Origin of the sequence: Ruminococcus bromii (genome assembly GCF_928721825.1) — a bacterium.
Classification (GTDB): Bacteria; Bacillota; Clostridia; order Oscillospirales; family Acutalibacteraceae; genus Ruminococcoides; species Ruminococcoides bromii.
In genome coordinates this window covers 1,818,328-1,842,941 of the sequence record NZ_CAKMVP010000003.1, presented here as the reverse complement: position 1 = coordinate 1,842,941, position 24,614 = coordinate 1,818,328, and the positions used below count along the sequence as shown (strand labels likewise).

Here is a 24,614-nt window from a genome sequence, read left to right as displayed (position 1 = left end):
AATAAATTCGATTTTTAACAGACAATTTTGGGATATATTATGAGGTGAATTTTTTGAACAGGAATTATATGGACGATATTCTTGTTGTTGACGAAGAGTTGGTCGACATCAACCACGGCAGCAACGGCTCATCTAACGGCAAGAAGGGCAGACACTCGGCGGCCAAAGGTGAAAAAAAGAGCAAAAAAAAGCTCGTTGTCATCATTTCCTCTGCCGCAGCGGCGGTAATTGCACTCGGTGTTGCAGGCTTCTGCGTTTTCGGCGGAAATCTTTTCAACAAAGTTGAAGAGGCTATGGCAGGCGAATTTAAATTTCCCGACGGCACAACCGTTTCGGGTATTTCAATTTCAGGCAAAACATACGATGAGGCGAAAAAGCTTCTCGAAAAGAACGAGGAAAGCTTTGTCAAGCCGCTCAGCATTTCGGTTGATGTGAGCGGAATCATCAGCAATGTGACCGAAAAGGATTTTAAGTATACATATGACATTGAGTCGGTACTTAATGAAATCAAAACAAAGGCAACCGACCCGTCTGCGGAAACCGCTTCAACAAGCGGCTCAGCCTACACCGTAACCGCTACGGTAATCCCCGAAAGCGTTGAAGAGGCCGCCAAAAAGGTCGCAAAGAAAAATTACAAGGGAGCTGAAAACGCCTATGTTTCAAAGTTCCACCCTTTTGCAAAAAAGCGTTTTGAATATACAGAGGAAACTCAGGGACAAAAGGTAAACGAAACCGACCTTACAAATCAGTTCAAGGGCGTGTTTGCAAGCGGTGCAAGCGAATACAGAATTATTGCCGATGTTGAAAAAACAGACGCAAAAATCACGGTTGACGATTTGAAGAAAAACATCGTTCTTCTTTCAACATACGAAACAGTTTCAACCAACACGGCAAACGGAACAGAAAATATGCGTGTTTCGCTTAAAGCCTGCAACGGTTCGGTTATCGAGCCCGGTGCAACATGGTCATTCAACAAATGTACAGGCAACTCAAACCTTGAATCACTCGGTTACAAACCGGCAGGCGTTATTTCAAACGGCAAATCCGATATCGGCATCGGCGGCGGTATATGCCAGTCCAGTTCAACAATCTACAATGCGGCAGTCAGAGCCAATATGAAGGTTGAGGAACGCTACTGTCACAAGTGGGCATCAAGCTATGTTCCGACAGGTCTTGACGCAACAATCGACTACGGCAACCTTGATCTCAAGCTTTCCAATCCGACAGACTACCAGATGTTCCTTGAATGTAAGGTTGTTGACAGCACTCTTTATGTTTCGTTTTGGGGATGGAAGTCAGATTCCTACGACCTTATTATGACTCGCAACAAGCTCACGGATCGGGGCGGTTCAAGCTATACCGTAAAGGCTTGGAGAGTTTACTACAAGGACGGCAAGGAGGTTGATTCGGAGTCGCTCGGCTCTTCAACCTATGATACGGCAAACGGCTATATTTTTATTGATGCGGCAAACGATCCCCGTGCAAAGTACGGCGATGATGTTAATGTTCCCGATGAAACAGCACCCACAAACAGCAACGACGACAGTTCGGCGGCAAGCTCATCAAGCGTACAGTCATCCTACAGCGAACCGTCGCATTCGAGTTCGAGCAAACCAAGCCAGTCGAGCAAGCCGTCATCATCTTCTTCATCAAGCCATGTAAGCAGCTCGTCAAGCACGCCGAGCAGCTCACCGTCACACTCAAGCTCAGAACCGAAGACAGAGCCGAAGCCTGAACCGGAGCCTGAGCCGACGCACGCAGAATCTGATGTTACAGAATAATTAAAGTGTCTGAAATTTAACAGGCAATAATAAAAAGACTCCCTTTCGCAGATAATAACAGCGGAAGGGAGTTTTTGTATGTTAAAAAGAACAGGAGCATATACAATAGAATTTGAAAATCAACCTGTTATTGCAGGCTGGGGTTCTGTTGCCGGAAAAAAAGAAGCCGAGGGGCCTCTCAAAAAATACTTTGATAAAATCATTTACGACAGCTACGACGGCTGTGATACCTTTGAACAGGCGGAAAGTATGTTTCAGGGAGAGGCTCTTGAAAAGGCGCTTGAACGGTCAAAAATATACGCAAATGAGGTTGACTGCGTGTTTGCAGGCGACTTGCTCAACCAGTGCATCGGCTCAAGCTTCGGACTTATGAAGTTCGGAATACCGTATCTCGGGCAGTACGGTGCATGCTCTACAATGGCGCAGAGTCTTATTATGGCGGCAGCGGCTGTTGAAAGCGGCGGTGCGGAAATTTCCGCCTGCGTCACCTCATCACATTTCGCCTCGGCGGAACGGCAGTACCGCTTTCCGCTTGAATACGGCGGAGTCCGCACACCTACCGCCCAATGGACAGTTACGGGCGCCGGGAGTTGTATTCTGAAAAATCTTAAAAACGGAGTCTGTGTGGCAAGGGCAACAGTCGGCAGAATAGTTGATCTTGGAGTAAGTGACGCCAATAACATGGGGGCGGCAATGGCTCCGGCGGCAGCTCAGACCCTTGAATGTTATCTTGAGGATACCAAAACATCGCCCGAGGATTACGATATGATTATCACGGGCGATTTGGGAGAGGTCGGCAGTAAATCGCTTTATGATTTGCTTGAGCGTGACGGAATAAATATCAGAAAACAGCACAACGATTGCGGTCTGATGATTTTTGAACGCTCAAATCAGGATGTTCACTCGGGCGGTTCAGGCTGCGGATGTGCCGCATCGGTGCTTTGCTCAAAAATTATGGACGATTTTCAAAACGGCATTGTTCAAAACATCCTGTTTATGGCAACAGGGGCGCTCATGAGTCCGACATCAAGCGGACAGGGGGCAAATATTCCCTCAATTGCTCATTTGGTTAATATAAAAATAAAGTAAAATTTTTTCAAAATATCTGTTCAAATGAAATTCCATGTGTTATAATGAACCTGTATGAATAATGATAGGATGCCAGAATAGCCTGCAATGCAATTTTATCTTGCGGCAGACAGAGTAAATATACGAATAGGAGTTGCGTTTATGTTTGGCAGGATTCAAAACATCGACAATAGGGTTCTTGACAACATATCCCGAATTCATAAGCCGGCACTAAACAGAATAATGATTACTGCGTCCCGTGCAGGCAATGCCGGGCTGATATGGTGGGCAATTTGTCTGCCTTTCCTTATAAATCCGAGTTGGAGGGCAACAGCCGCTAACTTTATTTTCGGACTTGCTTGGGCTCACCTTATGGGAGAGATTATTATAAAGCATATCGTAAAGCGTGTGCGACCCTGCCACAGCCTTGATGATGACGAACAGCTTATTGACAGACCGAGGTTTTACTCGTTTCCGTCGGGTCACACCACAGCATCGTTTGCAATGGTCGGAGTTGCTCTTCTGCGTTGCAGATTGGTAACCTTTATGCCGATTCTCGCACTCGCACTGCTGATTGCATTTTCAAGAATTTATCTGCGTGTGCATTACCTAACAGATGTTATCGCCGGTATGATTCTCGGCTTAACCTGCGGAATCTGTTCAGTGCTTATCTTTAACACCGTTGTCCCCATATGGTTTCCGGGTGTATTATAATTCCATGCGGCAATAGCTTTGACAACAATTGTCGGTAAACATTGACAGATAATTAAACAAATCAAACGGCTTAACAATTGCCTTTCTTTTTACGGTAGATTTGAACATTCTCACTGTAAAAAGAAAGGCGATTTTTTTGTACGCTTTTGCGGCATTCGCATAATATCCATCCGTCCTACAGATTTGTACAAGCTCTGCATATCTGCACACGGGCGTCTATACTCTCTCATTAACAAAACTGTCTTCTCAAAAGGACTGCGGCGGCACACCGCTGACCATAATTTTCAATTTTCCATTTTACATTTTCAATTTTTAAAAAAACTCTCCCGAACACGGCAGTGCCATATTCGGGAGAAAATTTTATTTATTATCAATTTGTACAAGCTTTAACCAAAATTATTCAGCGTCGGGAAGGCTTGCAAGCTTTTCAAGGTGAGCATACTTATCAGCTGCAACCTTTTCAGCCTTTTCAAAGAGTTTTTCTGCTCTTTCGGGGAATGAGCGAGTGAGTGAGTTATAACGAACTTCGCCCATGATGAAGTCACGATATGATGCAGAAGGAGCTTTACCGTCAAGCATAAACGGATTCTTGCCCTCGTCTGCAAGTCGCGGATCATAACGGAAGATGTTCCAATAACCTGCCTCAACAGCCTTTTTCTCCTCAAGCTGAGCAATGCCCATGCCGCCCTTGATGCCGTGGTTGATACACGGAGCGTAGCAGATTACGAGTGACGGACCGTTGTAGCTTTCAGCCTCAACCATAGCCTTGAGAACCTGATTGTTGTCAGCACCCATAGCACACTGTGCAACATAAACATAGCCGTAGCTCATTGCAATAGCGGCGAGGTCTTTCTTCTTAACAGCCTTACCTGCGGCGGCAAACTGTGCAACCGAACCTACAGGAGTAGCCTTTGAAGCCTGACCGCCTGTGTTAGAATAAACCTCAGTATCGAATACGAGGATATTAACATTTTCGCCTGATGCGATTACATGGTCAAGACCGCCGAAACCGATATCATAAGCCCAACCGTCACCGCCGAAGATCCACATTGACTTCTTAGCGAGTTCGTCCTTGTCAACGAGTGTTTTCTTAACGAGTTCGCCAACCTTTGCGTCCTCTGTGTTCTTTTCGAGTTCAGCGATAAGAGCGTCTGTTGCAGGACGGCTTGAAGTTGAATCTGTTACTGTGTCGAGATAGTTCTGGCAAGCTGTCTTGAGGTCAGCGCTGTCTGTATCCTTCTGAATACCCTCAACATACTCGATAAGTCTGTTGCGGATAGCCTTCTGACCGAGAGCCATACCAAGACCGAACTCTGCGTTATCTTCAAAGAGTGAGTTCTGCCAAGCAGGACCGTAACCCTTCTTATTCTTTGTATAAGGTGTTGCAGGAGCAGATGCACCCCAAATTGATGAACAGCCTGTTGCGTTAGCGATAAACATTCTGTCACCGAAAAGCTGTGTAACAAGCTTTGCATACGGTGTTTCACCACAGCCTGCGCAAGCGCCTGAGAATTCAAGCAACGGCTGTTTGAACTGACTGCCCTTAACTGTAGTGAACTTGAACTTCTCGTGAACTTCAGGCTTATCTTCAAGTGTGAGAGCGTAGTCAAATACTGCCTGCTTAGGACGCTGTGAGTCAATTGGCTGCATTGTGAGAGCCTTAGCGCCCTTCTTACCCGGACAAACCTGAGCACAAGCGCCGCAACCCGTACAGTCAAGTGTTGAAACTGTCATTACAAAGTTGAGGTCCTTAAGTCCCATCATTGGGAGGCTCTTTGTACCCTCGGGAGCTTTTGCAAGCTCATCGGCTGTCATGGCAACAGGACGGATTACAGCGTGAGGACATACGATTGCACATCTGTTACACTGAATACAGTTTTCAGGATTCCATTCGGGAACATCAACTGCGATACCTCTCTTTTCATAAGCGGCAGAACCGTTCGGAGCAGTACCGTCAACATGATCCATAAATGTTGAAACAGGGAGCTTGTTACCCTTATATGCGTTTACAGGCTTGAGGATTTCGTTTACATACTCAACGAGAGCGCCGTTACCCTCTGCCTTGTCGGCAACTGAATTATCAACAGCATTAGCCCAATCAGCAGGAATTTCAACCTTCTTGAGGTCTTCCATACCACGGTCGATAGCGGCGTAGTTCATATCTACGATAGCCTGACCTTTCTTCATGTATGACTTCTTAGCGGCAGCCTTCATAAGCTCCTTAGCCTTGTCGGCAGGAATAATATCTGCAATCTTGAAGAATGCTGACTGAAGAACTGTGTTGATACGACCGCCAAGACCGATTTCCTTACCGATCTTGATACCGTCAATTGTGTAGAAGTTGATGTGTCTTTCAGCGAGAATCTTCTTCATCTTACCCGGGAGACGCTCGGAAAGCTCTTCTGTATCCCATGGGCAGTTAAGAAGGAATGAACCGCCTTCTTTAAGGTCATCAACAATATCGTACTTGTCAACATAAGACGGATTGTGACAGGCAACGAAGTCTGCCTTTGAAATGTAGTATGTTGACTTAATAGGAGTTTTACCGAAACGAAGGTGAGAAACTGTAAGACCGCCCGACTTCTTTGAGTCATATGCAAAGTAGCCCTGAGCGTACATATCGGTGTTATCGCCGATAATCTTGATTGAGTTCTTGTTAGCACCGACAGTACCGTCAGCACCAAGACCCCAGAACTTACAGCTGTGTGTACCCTTCGGAGTTGTATCGGGATTTTCAACAATCGGAAGTGAGAGGTTTGTAACATCATCAACAATGCCGATTGTAAATCTTCTCTTAGGTGTTTCGCTTTCAGCGTTTCTGTAAACAGCGATGATGTCGCCCGGTGTTGTATCCTTTGAGCCAAGACCGTATCTGCCTGTGTAAACCTTTACACCTGCAAAGTCCGAACCGTTGATAGCAGCGAGAACATCAAGATAAAGAGGTTCGCCGATTGAACCGGGTTCCTTTGTTCTGTCAAGAACAGAGATTGTCTTAACAGTCTTAGGAAGCTCTCTGAGCATATAGTCGGCAACGAAAGGTCTGTAAAGGTGAACTTTAAGAAGACCGACCTTTTCGCCTGCGGCATTGAGGTAATCAACAACTTCTTCTGTACAGTCACAAACAGAACCCATAGCAACGATAACATGCTCTGCATCCTCTGCACCGTAGTAGTTGAATGGCTTGTAGTCAGTGCCGATTTTAGCATTAACCTTGTCCATATATTTAACAACAACTTCGGGAACTGCGTCGTAATACTTGTTACAAGCTTCTCTTGCCTGGAAGAAGATATCATCGTTCTGAGCAGTACCTCTTGTTACAGGATGCTCAGGGTTAAGAGCACGACGACGGAAAGCCTCAACTGCATCCCAGTTAAGCATATCGGCGAGGTCTGCGTAATCCCACTCTTCAATCTTCTGAATTTCGTGAGAAGTTCTGAAACCGTCAAAGAAATGAAGGAAAGGAACTCTGCCTTCAATAGCTGCAAGGTGAGCAACAGCGGCAAGGTCCATACATTCCTGAGGATTGTTTGAACAAAGCATTGCATAACCTGTCTGACGGCAAGCGTAGATATCTGAGTGGTCACCAAAAATAGAAAGTGCGTGGCTTGTGAGCGCACGGGCTGATACATGAATAACGCCCGGAAGGAGCTCGCCTGCCATCTTGTACATATTCGGAATCATAAGGAGCAGGCCCTGTGATGCTGTATAGGTTGTAGTCAAAGCACCTGCTGCGAGTGAGCCGTGAACAGCACCCGAAGCGCCGCCCTCTGACTGCATTTCCGTTACCTGAACCTGTCTGCCGAAAAGGTTCTTTGCACCCTGTGCCGAGAACTTGTCGGTAAGGTCAGCCATTACGGAAGAAGGTGTAATAGGATAGATAGCCGCAACATCGGTAAACGCATAAGATACATGAGCTACTGCGCTGTTGCCATCCATAGTTTTCATTTTTCTTGCCAATGGAATCGTCCTCCTTTTTAATCAAAGCGGCAAAGGAAATGATGCCGCATAAATTTTCGATACCCTTTAATTACGCACCGTAAATTAACAAACGGTACGGATACCTTGTATCATCTTAAATTTTATCACTTAAACACCGATTTGTAAAGTGTTTTACACAAGAAATTCAAAGCAGGATATATATTTTTGTTTCGTTTTTTACAAAAAGTTTTTTGTATTTACTTGTTCCTGTCAAGGTACTTTGTTATTGCTTTTTTAAAATTGAAAGTTGAAAATAGAAAATTACGGCGAGCCGCCGTCCCCAATTCGTGAAGACAGTTTGCAATGTAAAAAACATAATTATGCCCGAGCGAAAGTTTTTTAAAATTGAAAGTTGTGGTCGGGCAGACAGTTTGCAAAATGCAAATCATTGTCGCCCGACTGTTTTTGTATATATGGAAGTTGCTTTTAAATGTGGGGCGGATATTATCCCCCCACTTGATGAAATTTTATGTCCACACACATATGTTTTGATATAACATAAACTGTGTATTTAATTTCGCACGCAATGCGTGCAACCGTACACACGAACGGAAGAACACGGTTCCCACCTGCAAACAAGCACCGGCTTTGCGCCTTTTATAAAATTCAATCCATCACAATTTTTTCTGCTATTACTTAAGGGCTGTGAAGAAATGAAGTTTAAGACTCCGTTCTTCACAGCCCCTTATTATAAAATTTATTGAACAGTCAAAGCTTAATGTTATTCATCTCGTCACCGAGGACATCGGCGATTTCTTTCAGGTGGCCTGTGCGTTTGCCTTTTAGTTTATAGAACTGCAAAAGTCCGTAGCCCGGGTACTCGTTGCCCTCAACCATAACGGGACCGTTCTTTGAAAAGGCGATATCCCAGCCGATATATCTCACCTGCGGAATCTTTTCCGCTGCCTCAACAACCATGTCAAGAGCCTCTCGAACGCCTGCAATCTTAACCTCGGAGAACTTTTTGCCTGTCATCGGGTGTTTGTCGTAAACATTGCCGTAGTCGTCAATTACATTACTGTCGATTCTGCCGTCTGCATCAAGGCTGAGGTAGAGGTCATTTGTACAGCCGATAACATTCGACTCGTCCTGATTGATACGGAGAGCGTTATTTATTATATGCGCCTTGCCGTCCTTATAGAGCGTAACAACTCGCCATGAATTTACAACGCACGGATTGATTTCGTTGAGGTCATCGCTCTGAACGATTGCTTCCTCAACAAGAAGCTGACCGTTTGCCTTGAGTTCATCATAAAGCTTGTTGCTGTCCTTTACATCGGCAACGGTGATTTTTGAAATGCCGTGACCGCCCTCGCCTGTCGGATCTTTTGCAAAAACGGTTTCTCTGCCGTCAAGGAACTTCTTGAAATCTTCCTTACTGCCTGTGCGAAGGTTGATGAAATCTCTTTTGAGATACTTTTTGAAAAGCTCGTCAAAAACAAGCTTGTCACGAAGAAGAACGATATATTCCTCATCGTTGAGATATTCAAGAATTTTGTAGAAAGTTTTTGCAGTTACAAAGGTTTTTTTCTCTTTAGCCGAAAGGTTGATAAAATCGCAACGGAAATAGTCCGTGTAGCCTGTGCCTCTGATGAGAAAGTTACGGATTATGTCGAACTTGATATAAGCCTTTGACTTACCGCTGTTCTTGGCGATAATGTCAATGTGCTTATCCATTCTACTGTGGTTAATATCTCTGAATTTATTCAAAAGCCATTTGTGTACCGAAACTGCCATCTTACTTCTCCTTTACAACCTTACCGTCTTTTACATAAAATCTCGGATTGTTCTTGCCTATATTCACAAGCGCCTCGGCATTGCCCATACCCGAACTTCTGCCGAACATTCCAACGGTTATACCGTCACCGAGGAGTGTTACCTCGTCATCAATTTTTACCGATGAATCAACCTTAACAGCCGTCATATTCATACACATCTCACCGACAACAGGATATTTTTTGCCGTTGATAACAACCCTTCTGCCGTGATTTGCGTGACCGATGCCGTTGTTGTAGCCGACAGGAAGAATTGCAAGAATAATATCCTCATCTGCCGTATATGACGCATTGTAGCCGAACCACTCACCCTTGCTCACCTTTTTAAGCTGAAGAATACGGGTTTTCATCTTCATGGCCGGCTGTAAATCTATCTTTACATCAAAATATGTTTCGCTGATGTTGTACTTCTTAATGAAGTAATTGTTTCGCATTTTGCGGAGTCTGTCCTTCGGCGAACTTGAAAGAGAATCGGGGGCAACATTGTAGCCGTAGATTGCAATGCCCATTCTCACGCCTGTTGTAAAAGGCTGTTTCGGGTGGGTGAGCATTGAAACGGAACTGCCCATATGGACAATCGGGATTTTATTCAAATCAATAAGCGATGTAAGCTCCTTGAAGTTTCTGACCTGCTCGTCCCAATGGGGATCAAAAATTCCGGCTGTTGCAAAATGCTGATAAATTCCCTCAAGAACAAAATTTGAACCGCTAATCATATCAACAGCAGTTTTAACCTCGTTCTTATCCTTGAAGCCGAGGCGGTTAAAGCCTGTATCAATCTGAAGATGAACCTTGAAATTGCAGTCAATGTTCAAATTAAGCAACCTTTTAAGGTAGTCAAGCTCATTCACGGCAATTGTGAGATTAAGCCGCTTTGCCTCCTCAATTCTCGAAAGATGAACCGGGTGCAGGCACAAAAGCGGAGCGTCCTTGTTGACCTTACGAAAGCTTTGAGCCTCCTCAAGAGAGGACACGGCAAAATAGTTAATACCGTTTTTGTACATTTCATTTGCCACTTCCATACCGTGACCGTAACCGTCACCCTTGAGAACGGCAATAAAATATTTGTAGTCACTGTATTTTTGTGTTATCGCACGGGCATTTGCACCGATTTTGTCAAGGTCAATTTCAACATATGAGTCCAGCATCATAAAGCCTCCGTTAATACACTGTATCTTTAAAATTATAGCATAACAATTCCTCTAAATCAATACTTAAGCCGCACGGCCGGCAGCGTGTCGCTGCACCCAATTCGGGAAGACAGTTTGTAAATATCAAAAAACATATTATGCCCGAGCGTTAATTTTAAATTGAAAGTTGAAAATGGAAAATGGAAAATTGTGGTCGGCAGCGTGTCGCCGTACCCAATTCGTGTAGATAGTTTGTAAATATCAAAAACATATTATTCCCGAGCATAACATTGCAACCGTTCACACAATTCCACATATAAAAAACAGTCGGGAAGACATTGTTTTGCATTTTGCAAACCGTCTTCCCGATCTTTATTATAATCTTTTCAATTTACTTACGATTTTTTCCATGCTGACGGGGCGAACAGCAGCATCAGCGGGAACAATTCGAGTCTGCCTGCTAACATATCGAAAATCAAAATAATTTTTGACAAAATACTGAATTCCGAATAGTTGCCTACAGGGCCAACCATTCCAAGACCCGGACCTGTGTTGTTGATATTTGCGGCAACAGCCGTGAAATTCGTCACAAAATCCGTCCGGTCAAGCGAAAGCACAAGCCAGCTTAACGCAAAGATTCCGATGTACAGCACAAGGAAAATTGAAGTTGACCTCATAACGTTGTGGTCAATCGCCTTGCCGTCCATTTTAACGGTCTTAACATTTCTCGGATGAATGAGGAGTGAAAACTCCTTTCGTGTTTCCTTAAAGAGCAAAATAACTCTTGAAACCTTAAAACCGCCGCCTGTACTGCCTGCCATTGCACCGATAAATGTGATAATCATAATCACGGTTTTTGAAAATTCAGGCCAGTTATTGACATCCGTCAAACCAAAACCTGTTGTCGTGATAATTGACGAAACATAGAAAAAGCTCTGGTGAACCGCATCATACGCACTCGGATAAAGTGACCTGATGTTAAACGCAATCAAGGCTGTTGACAGCACGATAATTCCGAAATAAACCCACAGCTCCTGAATGCGGAAAGCCTGCTTAAACTTCTTCGCAAGAATGAGGATATACACGGAAAAGTTAATTCCGAACAGCATCATAAATACAGCAATAACGGTTTGCAGATAATTGCTGTATGAAGCGATACCTGCGTTGGTAACGCCGAAACCGCCCGTACCTGCCGTTGCAAAGCTTATGTTAAGTGCATCAAAAACAGGCATTTTGCCTATAATTAAAAATATAAATTCAAGTGTGGTCAAGCCGAAATAAATTCCGTAGAGCATCATTGCGTAATTTCTCATTTTCGGAACAGCCTTGCCCACAATCGGACCGGGGCTCTCGGCTTTCATAAGGAAAATATTCTGCTGACCGCCGAGCTTCGGGATAATCGCAAGCAAGAACACGATTACGCCCATACCGCCCAACCAATGGAGAAAGCTTCGCCACATAAGCATTCCGTGGCTCAATGCCTCAACATCGGTAAGTATAGTTGAACCTGTTGTTGTAAAGCCCGACACGGTTTCGTAAAAAGCGTCAATAAAACTCGGAATCTCACCGCTCAGCCAGAACGGAAAACATCCTACAAAAGACATAAGAATCCAGCTTAACGCAGTGGCTGCAAAGCCTGCCTTCTGATAAAGCACAGCGTTTTTCGGTTTTTTTACTTTTACGGCAAGCAAGCCCAAAAGTGCCGACAAAGCACCTACTCCGAGAAAATAAAGTCCCTCGTGTTCGCCGTATATAAATGAAGTAACGGTTGCAATCTGCATAGCCGCACCCTCGACAATAAGAACCCAGCCGAGGATATACACAATTAATCGTTTATTCATTATGCTCCCCTCAACGCTTTACAATATCTTCAAGCTTGCTAAGACCTTTTTGCATGGTAAGCACAATTACCGTGTCCTCAGGTTTAATCACATCCGTACCTTGCGGAAGAATAATTTTTCCGCCTCTGTTAATGCAGATAATCTGAAGATTAGCCTTCAGATTAAGGCTCATAATCGGAACATTCGTAACCCTTGATTCCGCATTAACCTTGAATTCAAGAGCCTCAACCTTGTCGTCGTTAAGGCGGTAAAGCGATTCAACATTGCTGTCGCCCGTATTCTGCATCGCTCTGATATATCTTGCAATATATTCGCCTGTAAGGCTCTTTGGATGAATAATACATTCAAAATTCTGATCATGCAAAAGCGGATCAAATGACGCATTATTTACCTTAGTAATCAATTTTGCCTTTGTAATGCCCTTTAGGTACATCGTTATGATAATATTTTCTTCGTCATAATCCATAAGAGCGGCAATGCCGTCAGCGTGTTCAACACCCTCCGAAAGCAACAGCGACTGATCCATGCAATCGCCCTGAATTATAACAGCCCCAGGTATAGCCTCCGAAAGAAAGTTGCAGCGTTCGGGATTTTTCTCGATAATTTTGACATTCGCACCGGATTTAATAAGCGTCTTTGCAAGGTAGAACGAAACCTTGCCGCCGCCGAGAAGGATAACATCCTTACTTCTGCCGATTGCAATACTGATACGCTTAAAGAATTTTGCGGCAATTTCGGGCTTTGCAACAACAGAAATTCTGTCACCGCCGTTAATAACAAAATCACCGTTAGGAATGAACATCTCATCCCCTCTCTCAACCGTACAGATTCTCACCTTACCTCTGAGGTTGTCAACTCTGCTCAAAGCAGTTCCGACAATTGACGAATTCTGCGGTACAGTTACCTTGATAAGCTCAACAACGCCCTTTGAGAACGAATCAATTTCAAGCGCACCCGAAAATCTTAACAGACGACTGATTTCATTAGCGGCGGTCTGTTCGGGATTGATTGCCATAGAAAGACCGAGATGCTCTTTGATTCTGTAAAGGTCGTTTGTGTATTCGGGATTACGCACTCTTGCAATTGTGTGGGTAACGCCTGCCGCCTTAGCCATAAGACACGAATACAGATTGATTTCATCCCTTGCGGTTGCGGCAATAAGCAAATCGGCATACTCTGCGCCTGCCTCAACAAGCACATCATATGTTGCACCGTTTCCCTCTATGCCGAGAACATCAAGCGAATTTGCAAGTTTATCGACTGCACCGTGGTCAATATCGACTACTGATATTTCATGTCCTTCCAAGTTAAGCTCCGACGCTATCGAGGAGCCAACCTTTCCGCATCCAACAATTATTATTCTCATAAATTTTCCTCTTAACGATTATTTAAGAACAAGGTGCGGACCACTGAAAAATTTCACCCGTCCGCATACCAAAGTCATAATACACCTATTTTATGCTAAAATCAATACTAAAATAGAAAGAATCCGACTATATACAAATTTAGTTTATTGTGCAAAATTATTGTTGTGTTACAGCGGCGGTCACTGACCGCCATTCGAAACGCTTGCAAAATCGGTTTAACTTAATACATTTTGTTATAGTTATATAAAATTTATGTTTATAAAAACCGGTTTGCTTGTTTTGGTTGAACAGCCAAAACAAATGGTAGCCTTGCGACCGCCGCCGGTGGCGGATAAAGGGAGCAATGCACTGTCTGAAATAACGAGCAATAGGAAGCACATTTATGTGCAACGCATTGCGACTATATTTCAGACGGGAGAACACGGTTCACCGCTACATTTAAACAACAACAGTCGGGAAGACATTGCTTTGCATTTTGCAAACTGTCTTCCCGACATTCATTTTCAATTTTCAATTTTTAATTTTTAATTACTTGTCCTTCCCCATATCATCATATCTGTCCAGAAACGAAATCTTATTATCGCCCTGTTTATATGAAATAATCGTATCGAGGTTGACATTTTCAACGCTGTGGAAAATGTTGCTTTCAATCTGGGGATTGATTTTCTTCAGATTTGCGATAAGCTGTTTGATTTCCTGTCGTTTTGAGCCTGTGTTGCTGTTCGGGGAACAGGTTGTGCAGGTGTCCGTAAAACGGCACGCACATTGAATGAAATTCAGCTTGTTGTAATCTCGCCAATGCTTGATTTCAGCCTCACGAACGAGGTAGAGAGGGCGGATAAGTTCCATTCCCTCATAGTTTGTGCTGTGGAGCTTCGGCATCATCGTCTGAACCTGACCGCCGTAGAGCATACCCATAAGAATAGTTTCTATAACATCGTCATAGTGATGACCGAGTGCGATTTTGTTACAGCCGAGCTGCTTTGCCTTTTTGTAGAGATAACCTCTCCTCATTCTTGCACAAAGGTAGCAGGGATATTTGTCAACATTGTAAACAGAATTAAAAATATCTGTTTCAAAAACAGTTATCGGAATGTTCAGCCTACGGGCGTTGCTCTCGATTACATCACGATTTTCAACGCTGTAGCCCGGGTCCATTACAAGAAAAACAAGCTCAAACGGAAATTTATTGTGTCTTTTCAACTCCTGAAAAAGCTTTGCCATCAGCATTGAATCCTTGCCGCCCGAAATGCATACGGCAATTTTATCGTTCGGCTCAACAAGCTTGTATTCAATGATCGCCGCAGTAAATCTGCTCCAAATTGTTTTGCTGAACTTTTTGCGGATGCTTTTTTCAACATCGGTTGCATAGTCCTCATTCTCGAATTGACTTCTCAACCAACTGTAATAACCGCCCTCAAGATTCACGGCATTGAATCCGTCATCACGCAGATTTTCTGCAAGCTCGTCACTTATCTGACCGCTTTTGCAACAGAGGACAACAAGCTTGTCTTTTGGCAAAAGTGAATTGTCCTCTTTGATTTTTGCAAGCGGAATATTCTTTGCACCGTCAATGTGGCCGTATTCAAACGAAATTTCATCTCGGATATCGACAAGAGTATATTCCTCGTCAAGCTTTCTCATCTGTTCTATTGTAATCTGATTGTTTTCCGATTTAAACATTCATAACCCTTCAATCTCTGTTTTTGCTGTTTTTTATTGCAACAATTGTTATATCGTCAAATTGCTCCGCATTTTCGGTAAAGTCCGTCAAAGCGTCATAAACTCCGTCACACACACCTTTTGCAGTCTGTTCGGCATTTTGACAGGCAGACACAAGTCTATCGTTGCCGAAAAATTCATTATCCGCATTTGTTGCCTCATTCACACCGTCGGTGTAAAGGCAGATTATATCTCCGTTTCCAAATTCAGCGCTGTTCACAACATATCTTGCATCATCAAACACACCGAGCATTATACACGGCTTACATTCTAAAAATTCAGCCTTGCCGTTGCTCACCGCAACAGGCTTGTTATGACCTGCATTTATGTACAAAAAGCTGTCGCTGTTTTTGTCAAAAATCACGGCGAATGCAGTTACAAACATTCCCTCGGGATTTGACGAACAGAGTTCCCTGTTGATTTCTTCAAATGCTCTGTCGGGTTCTGCATTTTCGGTCATTTTTTCGTGGATAAGAGTTTTTGCAAAAGCCATAAACATTGCCGCCGCAACGCCCTTGCCAGACACATCACCGACTACGGCACATATTCTGCCGTCAGGCAATGCAAAGCAATCGTAAAAATCGCCGCCTACCTGTCTTGCAGACTCCATTCTTGCCGAAACATCAAAACAATCGGCAAAGACAACATTCTTTTCTCTCGCAATTATTCCGTACTGAATCCGCCTTGCAACCTCAAGCTCGGTTTCATTCTTAGCCTTTTCACTCGCAAGGGCGGAATTTTTTTCAACATAATTTTCTACATCGTGAGCCATATCGTTGAAATAATCAGCCAAAAGCTGAATTTCATCGTCAGAGCCGAGTTTTATCGGCACAAACGCTTTCTTTGTATTTGTGCCGTCAGCCTTGTCGGAAAAGTATCCTCGAATTTTTTCAAAAATCAAAAGTATCGGATTATACATCTTTTTTCTGACAAACCGCATTACAAGCAAGAATACAATTGCCAGCACAACAAACAACGCAAGAACTCGCATTGCAGTATAAAAAATGATTTCCGTATAAATCTGCGTCAGCGAATAGTCCGCACCGATTAATGCGACAGGCTTGCCGTCATTGCCTTGAACTGCTGAAAATGCCGTGTAAAAACTGCCGAAGCTGTCGTTCTGATATTCGTAAGCCGTGACAAGGTTAGGATTTTCCCACGCCTCTTTTTCAGCGTCCCACAAGCTGTGGTCAACCTCTGCACCTGCACTTCTCACATTTAAAACATTCTCGTTTTCGCTGTCATCATCGGCAACAGTCATAACATATGTAACCTTGTTTTCGTCAAAATTCGGAATGTAAATATACATATATTCAAGGTGGTTCGTCTGACAAATCCACCTCAAGGTCTTAACGGCTTTCCGATATTCTTCGGAATCGGGATTATCAAGCAATGCGTTTATATCGCTGCGTTCAAAAGTTTCCGTTGCAACCTTTGACGCACTTTCGGTCAGCTGTCGTGTAAACCGCCTTGTGCGCTGAATGTTTTCAATGCAGTTGAGCGTACCCGAAACAATCACCGCCAAAATAAACAGCACAAGCACACGAACGAAAAGCCTCTTGAAAATCGACTTTTTTACTTTTATTTTATCAGCAGATTTTTCCGCATTATTCATACCCGATTCACCTCCCGTTCAACCGTGCATATCCTTATATTTTACATTTTAACACGAATGCACGGCAGATGTCCATATTAAATTAACGGTTACTTTTGTATAAAATAAAAGTCGGATGAATATACTTTGCGTTTTGCAAATCTTCATCCGACAACTGTTTTTGTTTTAATTTTTAATTCTTTAATTTGACTTTTGCATACCTACAACCTTTTTCTGAATTTCGGTTGCATCGGCAATTGTAATTATGCCGTCACCGTCATAATCGGCATTATAAATCTGAGTTCCGTCAAAATCGGTATTACCTATAATATACTTCTGAACGAGTGTTGAATCAACAACGGAAATCACTTTGTCAAAATTTGTATCGCCTTTCATTATATTATCATTCTCAAGTGCAACAGCCTTTATGACAAAGGTACCGCCGAGAAGGTCATTATTGTTCAGCTTGTACCAATCAAGTAAATCTGATGTTGTGCCGTCATACTTAATGTAGCTGTCACCGTATCTTGAATCATTTATAAAAGTCTTTTTTGTTGAATTGGTAAGCCATTCGCCAACGCCAAGCTGACTTGATTCACCTGATTCAGTTATAATTCTTATGCCGATTGCACCTCTGCCCAACGGCGCAACATAGCCGTTTGTATCAACTGACTGATAGCCGCTGTATGTAACCTTACCCGATGAAATGAGCTTCCACTTGCTTTCATCATTCGTAGGCGTGCCGTTATCAACAGGTATATAGTAAACCTCATAATCAGCACCATTGCTCTTGGTTTCAAAAATCACATTGTTAAGTGTGCGGCTGTTTTCATCAAAATCAAAGCAATTGATAAAGGTGATGTCGTTGCTGTCAACATAATTAAAGCTGTAGGTTGCACCGTAGCGTTCATTCTGCAGCATGGTCATATCATCGGAAATTTCAACAACCTCGTCAATCGTAAAATTAGGAGAATACTTTTCGCCGAAAATGTACTTATCCTCATATGAAAGCCAGAAATAACCGCCCATTGTGTTGTTGTCGCCCCAGCTGTTGCGCACAAGCCATGCACCGTTATTTTGGGGCAGTACGCCTGTTCCGTTAGAGAATTTGTACCTGCTGAGATTATCGTTCCAACCCACAATGCTGATTGTGTGGCCTGTATAATCGCCGTCATACGACTGTGGCATAAAATAGGCTGTGCCTGCATTGTTAAAGCAATTGTTTGTTGTTGCATATGATGCAGTAACCGCACCGTTATCCATAATTGCCTGTTTGATTTCATTTGAATCAACGCCGTCAAGATAACGCAGTTTTGTTGTGCCGTATTTAGTCTTGTCGGCTGTCATATCATCGCCGTGAATATTTTTTGAAAAATCAATCTCACCGACATCGGCAATCTCTGCACCGCCCTGCCATGAGGTGAGATAGCCGGGATAAATATTTGTAAATCCGCCGCCACGGTATTTTCTCTGCCAGCCCTTGCCGTTTGTCTGTGTTGTGGAACTTGCGTTTGCGTGGTCATGTGACATCTCGGTAACGGGATAGCCAAGCTTCAAAAGCTTTGTTTCAAAGCCTTCCGTGCCTGCAACCGCCCAACAATCGTTATACTGCTGAGCCTTGATAGGTGTTACAAAGCCGAGTTTTTTTGAGCTGAAATCACTCGGAAGTCCGTTTTCGTCAACAAGCGTACAGCCGATTGCAGAATATGCTGACGGAAAAGATGAATCGGAAAAATCCATATTCTTTGTTACCGACTCAAAGCCATCGTCTATTTCAGCAGCATTTACAGCTACAGTTCCTATTGAAAGCATACACGAAGCCGAAAAAAGAGCAATGAATTTTTTAGCAAACTTTCTATTCATAAAATCACCTATACAAAAATTTTAAACATTTTACTTTATAACAAAAAATCAAATCAAACAATTTCCGCCTGAGCTGCAACGGAACGGAAATTGTGGCAGATGTAAGCTATAAATGGATTATAACAGAACACATTTAGAATGTAAATAGCATACATCATGTAAAATTGCACAATAATAACTATACAAACACAAATTTGCGAAACGGGGGATTATTTTGCAGTTCAGAACCGACCTTGCAATTGAAGCAAGAGAAATTGCAGGAGAAAACACAGGCGGTGTTGAATTTAAAAGGTACAGCGAAAACGGCCTTGAAATCTCACGGCTGATTGTAAAGAACCAAAAGGCAAGACAGGCACTCGGCAAGGAAATCGGCACATACATTACGATTGAGCTGCCGTCACTCACCGACAATTTTACGGAAACCGACAAGCGGCTTGAAACCGTGGGCAATGAAATAAAGAGGCTTTTGCCCGTGAACGGACTTGTGCTTGTGGCGGGGCTCGGCAACATGGAAATTACTCCCGACTCGCTCGGTCCGAAAACAAGCAGCAGAGTGCTTGCCACCCGTCACATAAGCGGAGAAATTGCCCGCTCAACAGGGCTTGACAGACTTCGTCCTGTTGCGGTTATGCAAACAGGCGTCACAGGTCAAACCGGCATTGAAACAGGCGAATATATTCTCAGCATTGTACGGCGGATAAGACCTACAGCCGTTGTCGCAATTGACGCACTCGCCTCACGCAGACCGGAAAGGCTCGGCTGTACACTTCAGATAAGCGACACGGGAATTTCACCGGGAGCAGGAGTCGGCAACCATCGCACCAAAATCACAAAAGAAACCGTAGGAGTACCTGTTATTGCAATCGGAGTGCCTACGGTTGTTGATGCACAAACGCTTGCGATTGATATTCTCGGCAGCGACTGCAACCGCAAAACCCAAAAAATGCTTATGCCGCAGGGCAGACAGCTTGTTGTAATTCCCAGAGAAATTGACCTGCTCACGGAAAGAGCCTCACGGCTGATAGCCTTTGCGCTCAACGGAGCATTGCAAAATGAGTTTGATTTGCCCGACCTCATATCGTTAATGTAAATTTATGCATATTCACGCACAGCACCGCATATATTTTATTTAGAAACCGTTAGCCAACATATGTACGGATTGCAGGTGATTTTGTGAAAAGTGAAGGAAAATCAAAAAATAAATTTAAAAAAGCCATAAAAATCAGCACAGCCGTTGTATTATTGTCAACGGCTGTTTTAAGCGTTATATACAGATTTCCCCTATGTTTTGACTCTCAAAATCCGGCAGCTCTTGCCGCTGCCGCATTTACCCTCGCAAACGGAGAATACAGGCTTGAAAATTCAAAGGCGAAAAAACCGACGGATTCCGACCAAAAGCCCACCGAATCAGCCGACACAGAACCCATAGTACAAGAAAAACACAAGCGTGACAAAGGCACCTATTACGATTCCTACGGCAACCATGACGGTGAAAATAAATATACGGTTGAGGAACGCACCATAGGCGACACGGGAACTCCGGTTGACAACTGCTTTGTCAAAAACAAAACGGGATTGTCACTTGACTTTGACGGACTGCTCTCGGCAAAACTGCCGTTCTCAATTGACAAGGGCATAAACTCACCGCAGGTTCTCATCTACCACACCCACACAAGCGAGGCTTACCTTGACGAGGATGTTGACTTTTTCTATGACAGCTTTTATTCACGCACAAACAACAACGATTTCAATGTTGTGGCAGTCGGTGACGCACTCACCGAACAGCTCAACAAGCGTGGCATAAAAACGGTTCATGACACGACAATTCACGATGAATCCTACAACGGTTCGTACGACCGAAGTGTTGACACTGTGTATAAAAATCTCGAAAAATATCCTGACATCAAGGTCGTAATCGACCTGCACCGTGACGCAATAGGAACAGATGAGAACAAGGTTAAGCCTGTATTTACATACAACGGCAAAAAAGGTGCGCAAATTATGATTCTTGCAGGCTGCGACTCTGAGGGCGAACGGGGCTTTGACTGCTGGGAAGAAAATCTAAATTTTGCCCTGAAAATTCAGGACAAAGCCGAAACCCTCTACCCCGATATGACCCGACCGCTGAACTTCGACTACTTTGCGTACAACGAGTATGTCTGCAACGGTTCCCTGTTAATTGAAGTAGGTACAGAGTCAAACTCGATTGACGAGGCGGTTTATTCAGGCACTCTCTTAGGCAACGCATTAGCAGATGTTTTGTTAGGGTTGTAAGGGAAAATCACTGAAAAAATAACAAAACACCCTGCCGTGTAGGCAGGGTGTTTTATAATTATGCTTTACGAGATAGATTAAACAGTCTCGCTGTTGTTGCCATAGTAAGCATTGAGGTACATCTGCTTGATTTCCTTGAAGAGCGGATATCTTGGGTTTGCACCTGTGCACTGGTCATCAAATGCCTGCTCTGTCATAGCGTCAAGACGGTTGAGGAAGTCCTCTTCGTCCGGAACATAATCCTTGATAGAGTTCTTGATGCCAACTCTTGCCTTGAGGTCGTTTACAGCCTTGATAAGGTTTTCAACGCTCTCTGTATCGTTCTTGCCGCCGAGGCCGAGGTAACGAGCTACTTCAGCATAACGAGCGAGTGTGTGCGGGTGATCATACTGTGGGAATGTACCCATCTTAGTAGGAACTTCTGCTGAGTTGAATCTGATTACCTGCTCAAGCATAAGTGCGTTAGCAATACCGTGCGGTACATGATGGAAAGCACCGAGCTTATGAGCCATTGAGTGACAAACACCGAGGAATGCGTTAGCGAATGCCATACCTGCCATTGTAGCAGCGTGAGCAACCTTCTCACGAGCAACAGGCTCGTTCATACCGTTGTCATAGCAAGCAGGAAGATACTCGAAGATAAGCTTGAGTGAACGGAGTGCAAGACCGTCTGTGAAATCTGTAGCCATCATTGAAGCGTAAGCCTCAAGTGCGTGAGAAACAGCATCGATACCTGATGCAGCTGTAAGTCCCTTAGGACCGCTCATCATGTTGTTAGCATCAACGATTGCCATTTTAGGCATAAGCTGATAGTCAGCAAGCGGATACTTAACGCCTGTATTCTGGTCTGTGATAACTGCGAAAGGAGTAACCTCAGAACCTGTACCTGATGATGTTGGGATAGCAATGAAGTATGCCTTCTCACCCATCTTCGGGAATGTGTAAACTCTCTTACGGATATCGCAGAAACGCATAGCCATATCCTGGAAGTCAACTTCCGGATGCTCATAGAGAACCCACATAATCTTGCCGGCATCCATTGCTGAACCGCCGCCGAGTGCGATAATGCAGTCAGGCTCAAACTTACGCATAGCCTCTGCACCCTTCTGAGCTGAAATAAGTGATGGGTCAGGCTCAACATCTGCGAATGTTGTATATGTGATGCCCATTTCATTGAGCTTGTCTGTGATTGGCTTTGTGTAGCCATTCTTGTAAAGGAATGAGTCGGTAACGATGAATGCTCTCTTCTTACCCATTACATCCTTGAGTTCCTGAAGAGCTACAGGCATACAGCCCTTCTTGATATAAACCTTTTCAGGTGCTCTGAACCAAAGCATATTTTCTCTCCTCTCGGCAACTGTCTTAATATTGATAAGGTGCTTGCAACCAACATTCTCAGAAACAGAGTTGCCGCCCCAAGAACCACAGCCGAGTGTGAGTGAAGGAGTAAGCTTGAAGTTGTAAAGGTCACCGATACCACCCTGTGAAGAAGGTGTGTTTACAAGGATACGGCAAGTCTTCATTCTTGAAGCAAACTCGTCGATCTTTGCTCTTTCGTTTACAGCGTCAACATAAAGTGAAGATGTGTGACCGTAACCGCCGTCAGCAATAAGATGCTCAGCCTTTGCAATAGCATCTTCAAAATCTTCAGCCTTGTACATAGCGAGTACAGGAGAAAGCTTCTCGTGAGCAAACTCTTCGCTGATGTCAACTGATTCTACCTCACCGATAAGAACCTTTGTTTCCTCAGGAATTGTTACACCTGCAAGAGCTGCGATTGTAACAGGCTTCTGACCAACAATCTTAGCGTTAAGAGCGCCGTTGATGATGATAGTCTTTCTAACCTTCTCTGTCTCTTCCTCGTTAAGGAAGTAGCAGCCACGAGCCTTGAATTCCTTCTTAACTTTGCTGTAAATCTTCTTTTCAACGATAACAGACTGCTCTGAAGCACAGATCATACCGTTATCAAATGTCTTTGAGTGGATAATTGAGTTAACTGCGAGTAAAATGTCAGCTGTTTCATCAATGATAGCAGGTGTGTTACCGGCGCCAACACCGAGTGCAGGCTTACCTGATGAATAAGCAGCCTTAACCATGCCGGGGCCGCCTGTTGCGAGGATGCAGTCAGCTTCCTGCATAAGTGTGTTTGTGAGTTCGAGTGAAGGAATATCAATCCAGCCGATGATACCCTCCGGAGCGCCTGCCTTAACAGCAGCTTCAAGAACAACCTTGGCAGCCTCAATTGTGCTCTTCTTAGCACGGGGATGCGGGCTGATGATGATACCGTTTCTTGTCTTAAGACAAACGAGTGTCTTGAAGATAGCGGTTGAAGTCGGGTTTGTTGTTGGGATAACGGCAGCAATTACGCCGATTGGCTCAGCAATCTTCTTGATGCCGTAAGCCTTGTCTTCCTCAAGAACGCCGCAAGTCTTAACATTTCTGTAAGCATTGTAAATATACTCAGAAGCGAAGTGGTTCTTGATAACCTTATCTTCTGCAACGCCCATGCCTGTTTCTTCAACAGCCATCTTAGCGAGCGGAATTCTCATCTGGTTAGCAGCAGTTGCGGCAGCAAGGAAAATCTTGTCAACCTGTTCCTGTGTGTAGGTAGCAAAAATTTTCTGAGCTTCTCTTACTCTTGCAAGGGCAGCTTCAAAGCTTTCTGCGTTATCTACGATAGGATACTCTTTTGTACTCATTTAATCTACCTCTTATCTTGCATAATTATATTAGATTCAGCAAAGCTGAAAATGAATATCTTACTTTTTATTTCAAGGCTTATTCAGCCACGAACTTCAATTTATTTTTCTGTGCGTAGTTCTGGGCATATGTTCCTTTGCCTCCGTGAATTGTAACCTCTTTGGCACACTCCGAGAAAGCATTGTCAGGGATACTCGTCACACACGCAGGAATTGTAATGTCTGTAAGCTCACGCGACTGATAAAACGCAAATTCACCGATTTTTGTGAGATTTCCGTTGTCGGGAAGAACCACATTGTTTACGGACGCACCCGAAAAAGCTCTTACGCCAATCTGCCTAAGTGAATTTGGAAGCTTAATTTCTCTGAGCTCCGAACAGTTAAAGAACACGCTGTTGTCAAGAATTTCAAGACCTTCGTTGAAGTTTACCTTTGTAAGGCTGTGGCAGTTTGCAAAAGCATAATCTTCAATCTGTTTGATGCTTGACGGGATTGTAACCTCAGTGATTTTTGAGTCATTGAACACACTCGGACCGATTACGGTAACCTTGTAGTTCTTGTAGCTTTCGGGAATTTTAACAACCTTGTCTGAACCTGTGTACTTAGTAACCATAAGTTCTTCCTGATTGATGATAAAAAATCCGAATTCGCCGTTTGTAAAATCAGGCTCTGTCGGCTCAACCTTGTAGCCGGGTTTGTTTTTCTGGGATTTGTTGTCGTCACAACCGCATCCGGAAAGACCTACTGCTGCTGTCAGGCACATTGCACATGCCATTAAAAAGCATAGAATTTTCTTCATTTTTTGGAT

The 24,614-nt window shown here is 43.8% G+C and carries 15 protein-coding genes; 5 read left to right on the top strand and 10 right to left on the bottom strand.

All coding sequences use genetic code 11. From position 1 onward, the window contains the following. The first annotated feature begins 53 nt into the window (after positions 1–53). From QDI94_RS09125 to QDI94_RS09115, 3 genes are all read left to right on the top strand, one after another. The gene (locus QDI94_RS09125; protein ID WP_278868484.1) at positions 54–1,781 is read left to right on the top strand and encodes a VanW family protein; all 1,728 of its coding nucleotides are present in this window, start codon (positions 54–56) and stop codon (positions 1,779–1,781) included. Positions 1,782–1,859: 78 nt separating this feature from the next. Next, positions 1,860–2,870: a stage V sporulation protein AD gene (locus QDI94_RS09120; protein ID WP_278868482.1), complete on the top strand. Its 1,011-nt coding sequence runs from the start codon at positions 1,860–1,862 to the stop codon at positions 2,868–2,870. Between the two features lie 141 nt (positions 2,871–3,011). Further along, entirely contained in the window at positions 3,012–3,563 is a 552-nt protein-coding gene (locus tag QDI94_RS09115; protein ID WP_278418263.1) for a phosphatase PAP2 family protein, read from the top strand. A 396-nt stretch (positions 3,564–3,959) separates the two neighbouring features. Here QDI94_RS09115 and nifJ read toward each other — a convergent pair whose 3' ends face one another. The 8 genes from nifJ to QDI94_RS09075 all read right to left on the bottom strand — a co-directional run bounded on the left by nifJ (position 3,960) and on the right by QDI94_RS09075 (position 18,833). Continuing rightward, positions 3,960–7,520: a pyruvate:ferredoxin (flavodoxin) oxidoreductase gene (gene nifJ, locus QDI94_RS09110; RefSeq protein WP_117837900.1), complete on the bottom strand. Its 3,561-nt coding sequence runs from the start codon at positions 7,518–7,520 to the stop codon at positions 3,960–3,962. A gap of 729 nt (positions 7,521–8,249) precedes the next feature. After that, positions 8,250–9,278 carry a sugar-transfer associated ATP-grasp domain-containing protein gene (locus QDI94_RS09105; protein ID WP_015522919.1) on the bottom strand — a complete coding sequence of 343 codons (1,029 nt, stop codon included), beginning with the start codon at positions 9,276–9,278 and terminating at the stop codon, positions 8,250–8,252. Position 9,279: 1 nt separating this feature from the next. Further along, the gene (locus QDI94_RS09100) at positions 9,280–10,467 is read right to left on the bottom strand and encodes an alanine racemase (RefSeq protein WP_278868479.1); all 1,188 of its coding nucleotides are present in this window, start codon (positions 10,465–10,467) and stop codon (positions 9,280–9,282) included. A 374-nt stretch (positions 10,468–10,841) separates the two neighbouring features. Then, positions 10,842–12,287, bottom strand: coding sequence for a TrkH family potassium uptake protein (locus QDI94_RS09095; RefSeq protein WP_278418257.1), 1,446 nt, complete (start codon positions 12,285–12,287; stop codon positions 10,842–10,844). 10 nt (positions 12,288–12,297) lie between these two features. Continuing rightward, positions 12,298–13,653, bottom strand: a complete 1,356-nt coding sequence (gene trkA, locus QDI94_RS09090; RefSeq protein WP_278868477.1) for a Trk system potassium transporter TrkA — start codon at positions 13,651–13,653, stop codon at positions 12,298–12,300. Between the two features lie 529 nt (positions 13,654–14,182). Then, positions 14,183–15,337, bottom strand: coding sequence for an ATP-binding protein (locus QDI94_RS09085; RefSeq protein WP_278868474.1), 1,155 nt, complete (start codon positions 15,335–15,337; stop codon positions 14,183–14,185). Between the two features lie 10 nt (positions 15,338–15,347). Continuing rightward, on the bottom strand, positions 15,348–16,991 hold the full coding sequence (locus tag QDI94_RS09080) for a PP2C family protein-serine/threonine phosphatase (RefSeq protein ID WP_278868472.1): 1,644 nt from the start codon (positions 16,989–16,991) through the stop codon (positions 15,348–15,350). Positions 16,992–17,171: 180 nt separating this feature from the next. Beyond that, complete coding sequence (locus tag QDI94_RS09075; protein ID WP_278868469.1) at positions 17,172–18,833, bottom strand: lectin like domain-containing protein; 1,662 nt, start codon at positions 18,831–18,833, stop codon at positions 17,172–17,174. A 214-nt stretch (positions 18,834–19,047) separates the two neighbouring features. Between QDI94_RS09075 and gpr the strand changes: the two genes are divergently transcribed. Together gpr and spoIIP are read left to right on the top strand one after the other, a co-directional pair. Then, complete coding sequence (gene gpr, locus QDI94_RS09070) at positions 19,048–19,923, top strand: GPR endopeptidase (RefSeq protein WP_101029783.1); 876 nt, start codon at positions 19,048–19,050, stop codon at positions 19,921–19,923. Between the two features lie 83 nt (positions 19,924–20,006). Beyond that, positions 20,007–21,107, top strand: coding sequence for a stage II sporulation protein P (spoIIP, locus tag QDI94_RS09065; protein WP_278868466.1), 1,101 nt, complete (start codon positions 20,007–20,009; stop codon positions 21,105–21,107). A gap of 77 nt (positions 21,108–21,184) precedes the next feature. On the opposite strand, the gene adhE is transcribed toward spoIIP, so the two are convergent. Together adhE and QDI94_RS09055 are read right to left on the bottom strand one after the other, a co-directional pair. Next, on the bottom strand, positions 21,185–23,806 hold the full coding sequence (adhE, locus tag QDI94_RS09060) for a bifunctional acetaldehyde-CoA/alcohol dehydrogenase (RefSeq protein ID WP_278868464.1): 2,622 nt from the start codon (positions 23,804–23,806) through the stop codon (positions 21,185–21,187). 79 nt (positions 23,807–23,885) lie between these two features. Beyond that, a complete protein-coding gene (locus QDI94_RS09055; RefSeq protein ID WP_101029780.1) occupies positions 23,886–24,605 on the bottom strand; it encodes a leucine-rich repeat domain-containing protein in 720 nt (239 codons plus the stop codon). Between the last annotated feature and the right edge of the window lie 9 nt (positions 24,606–24,614).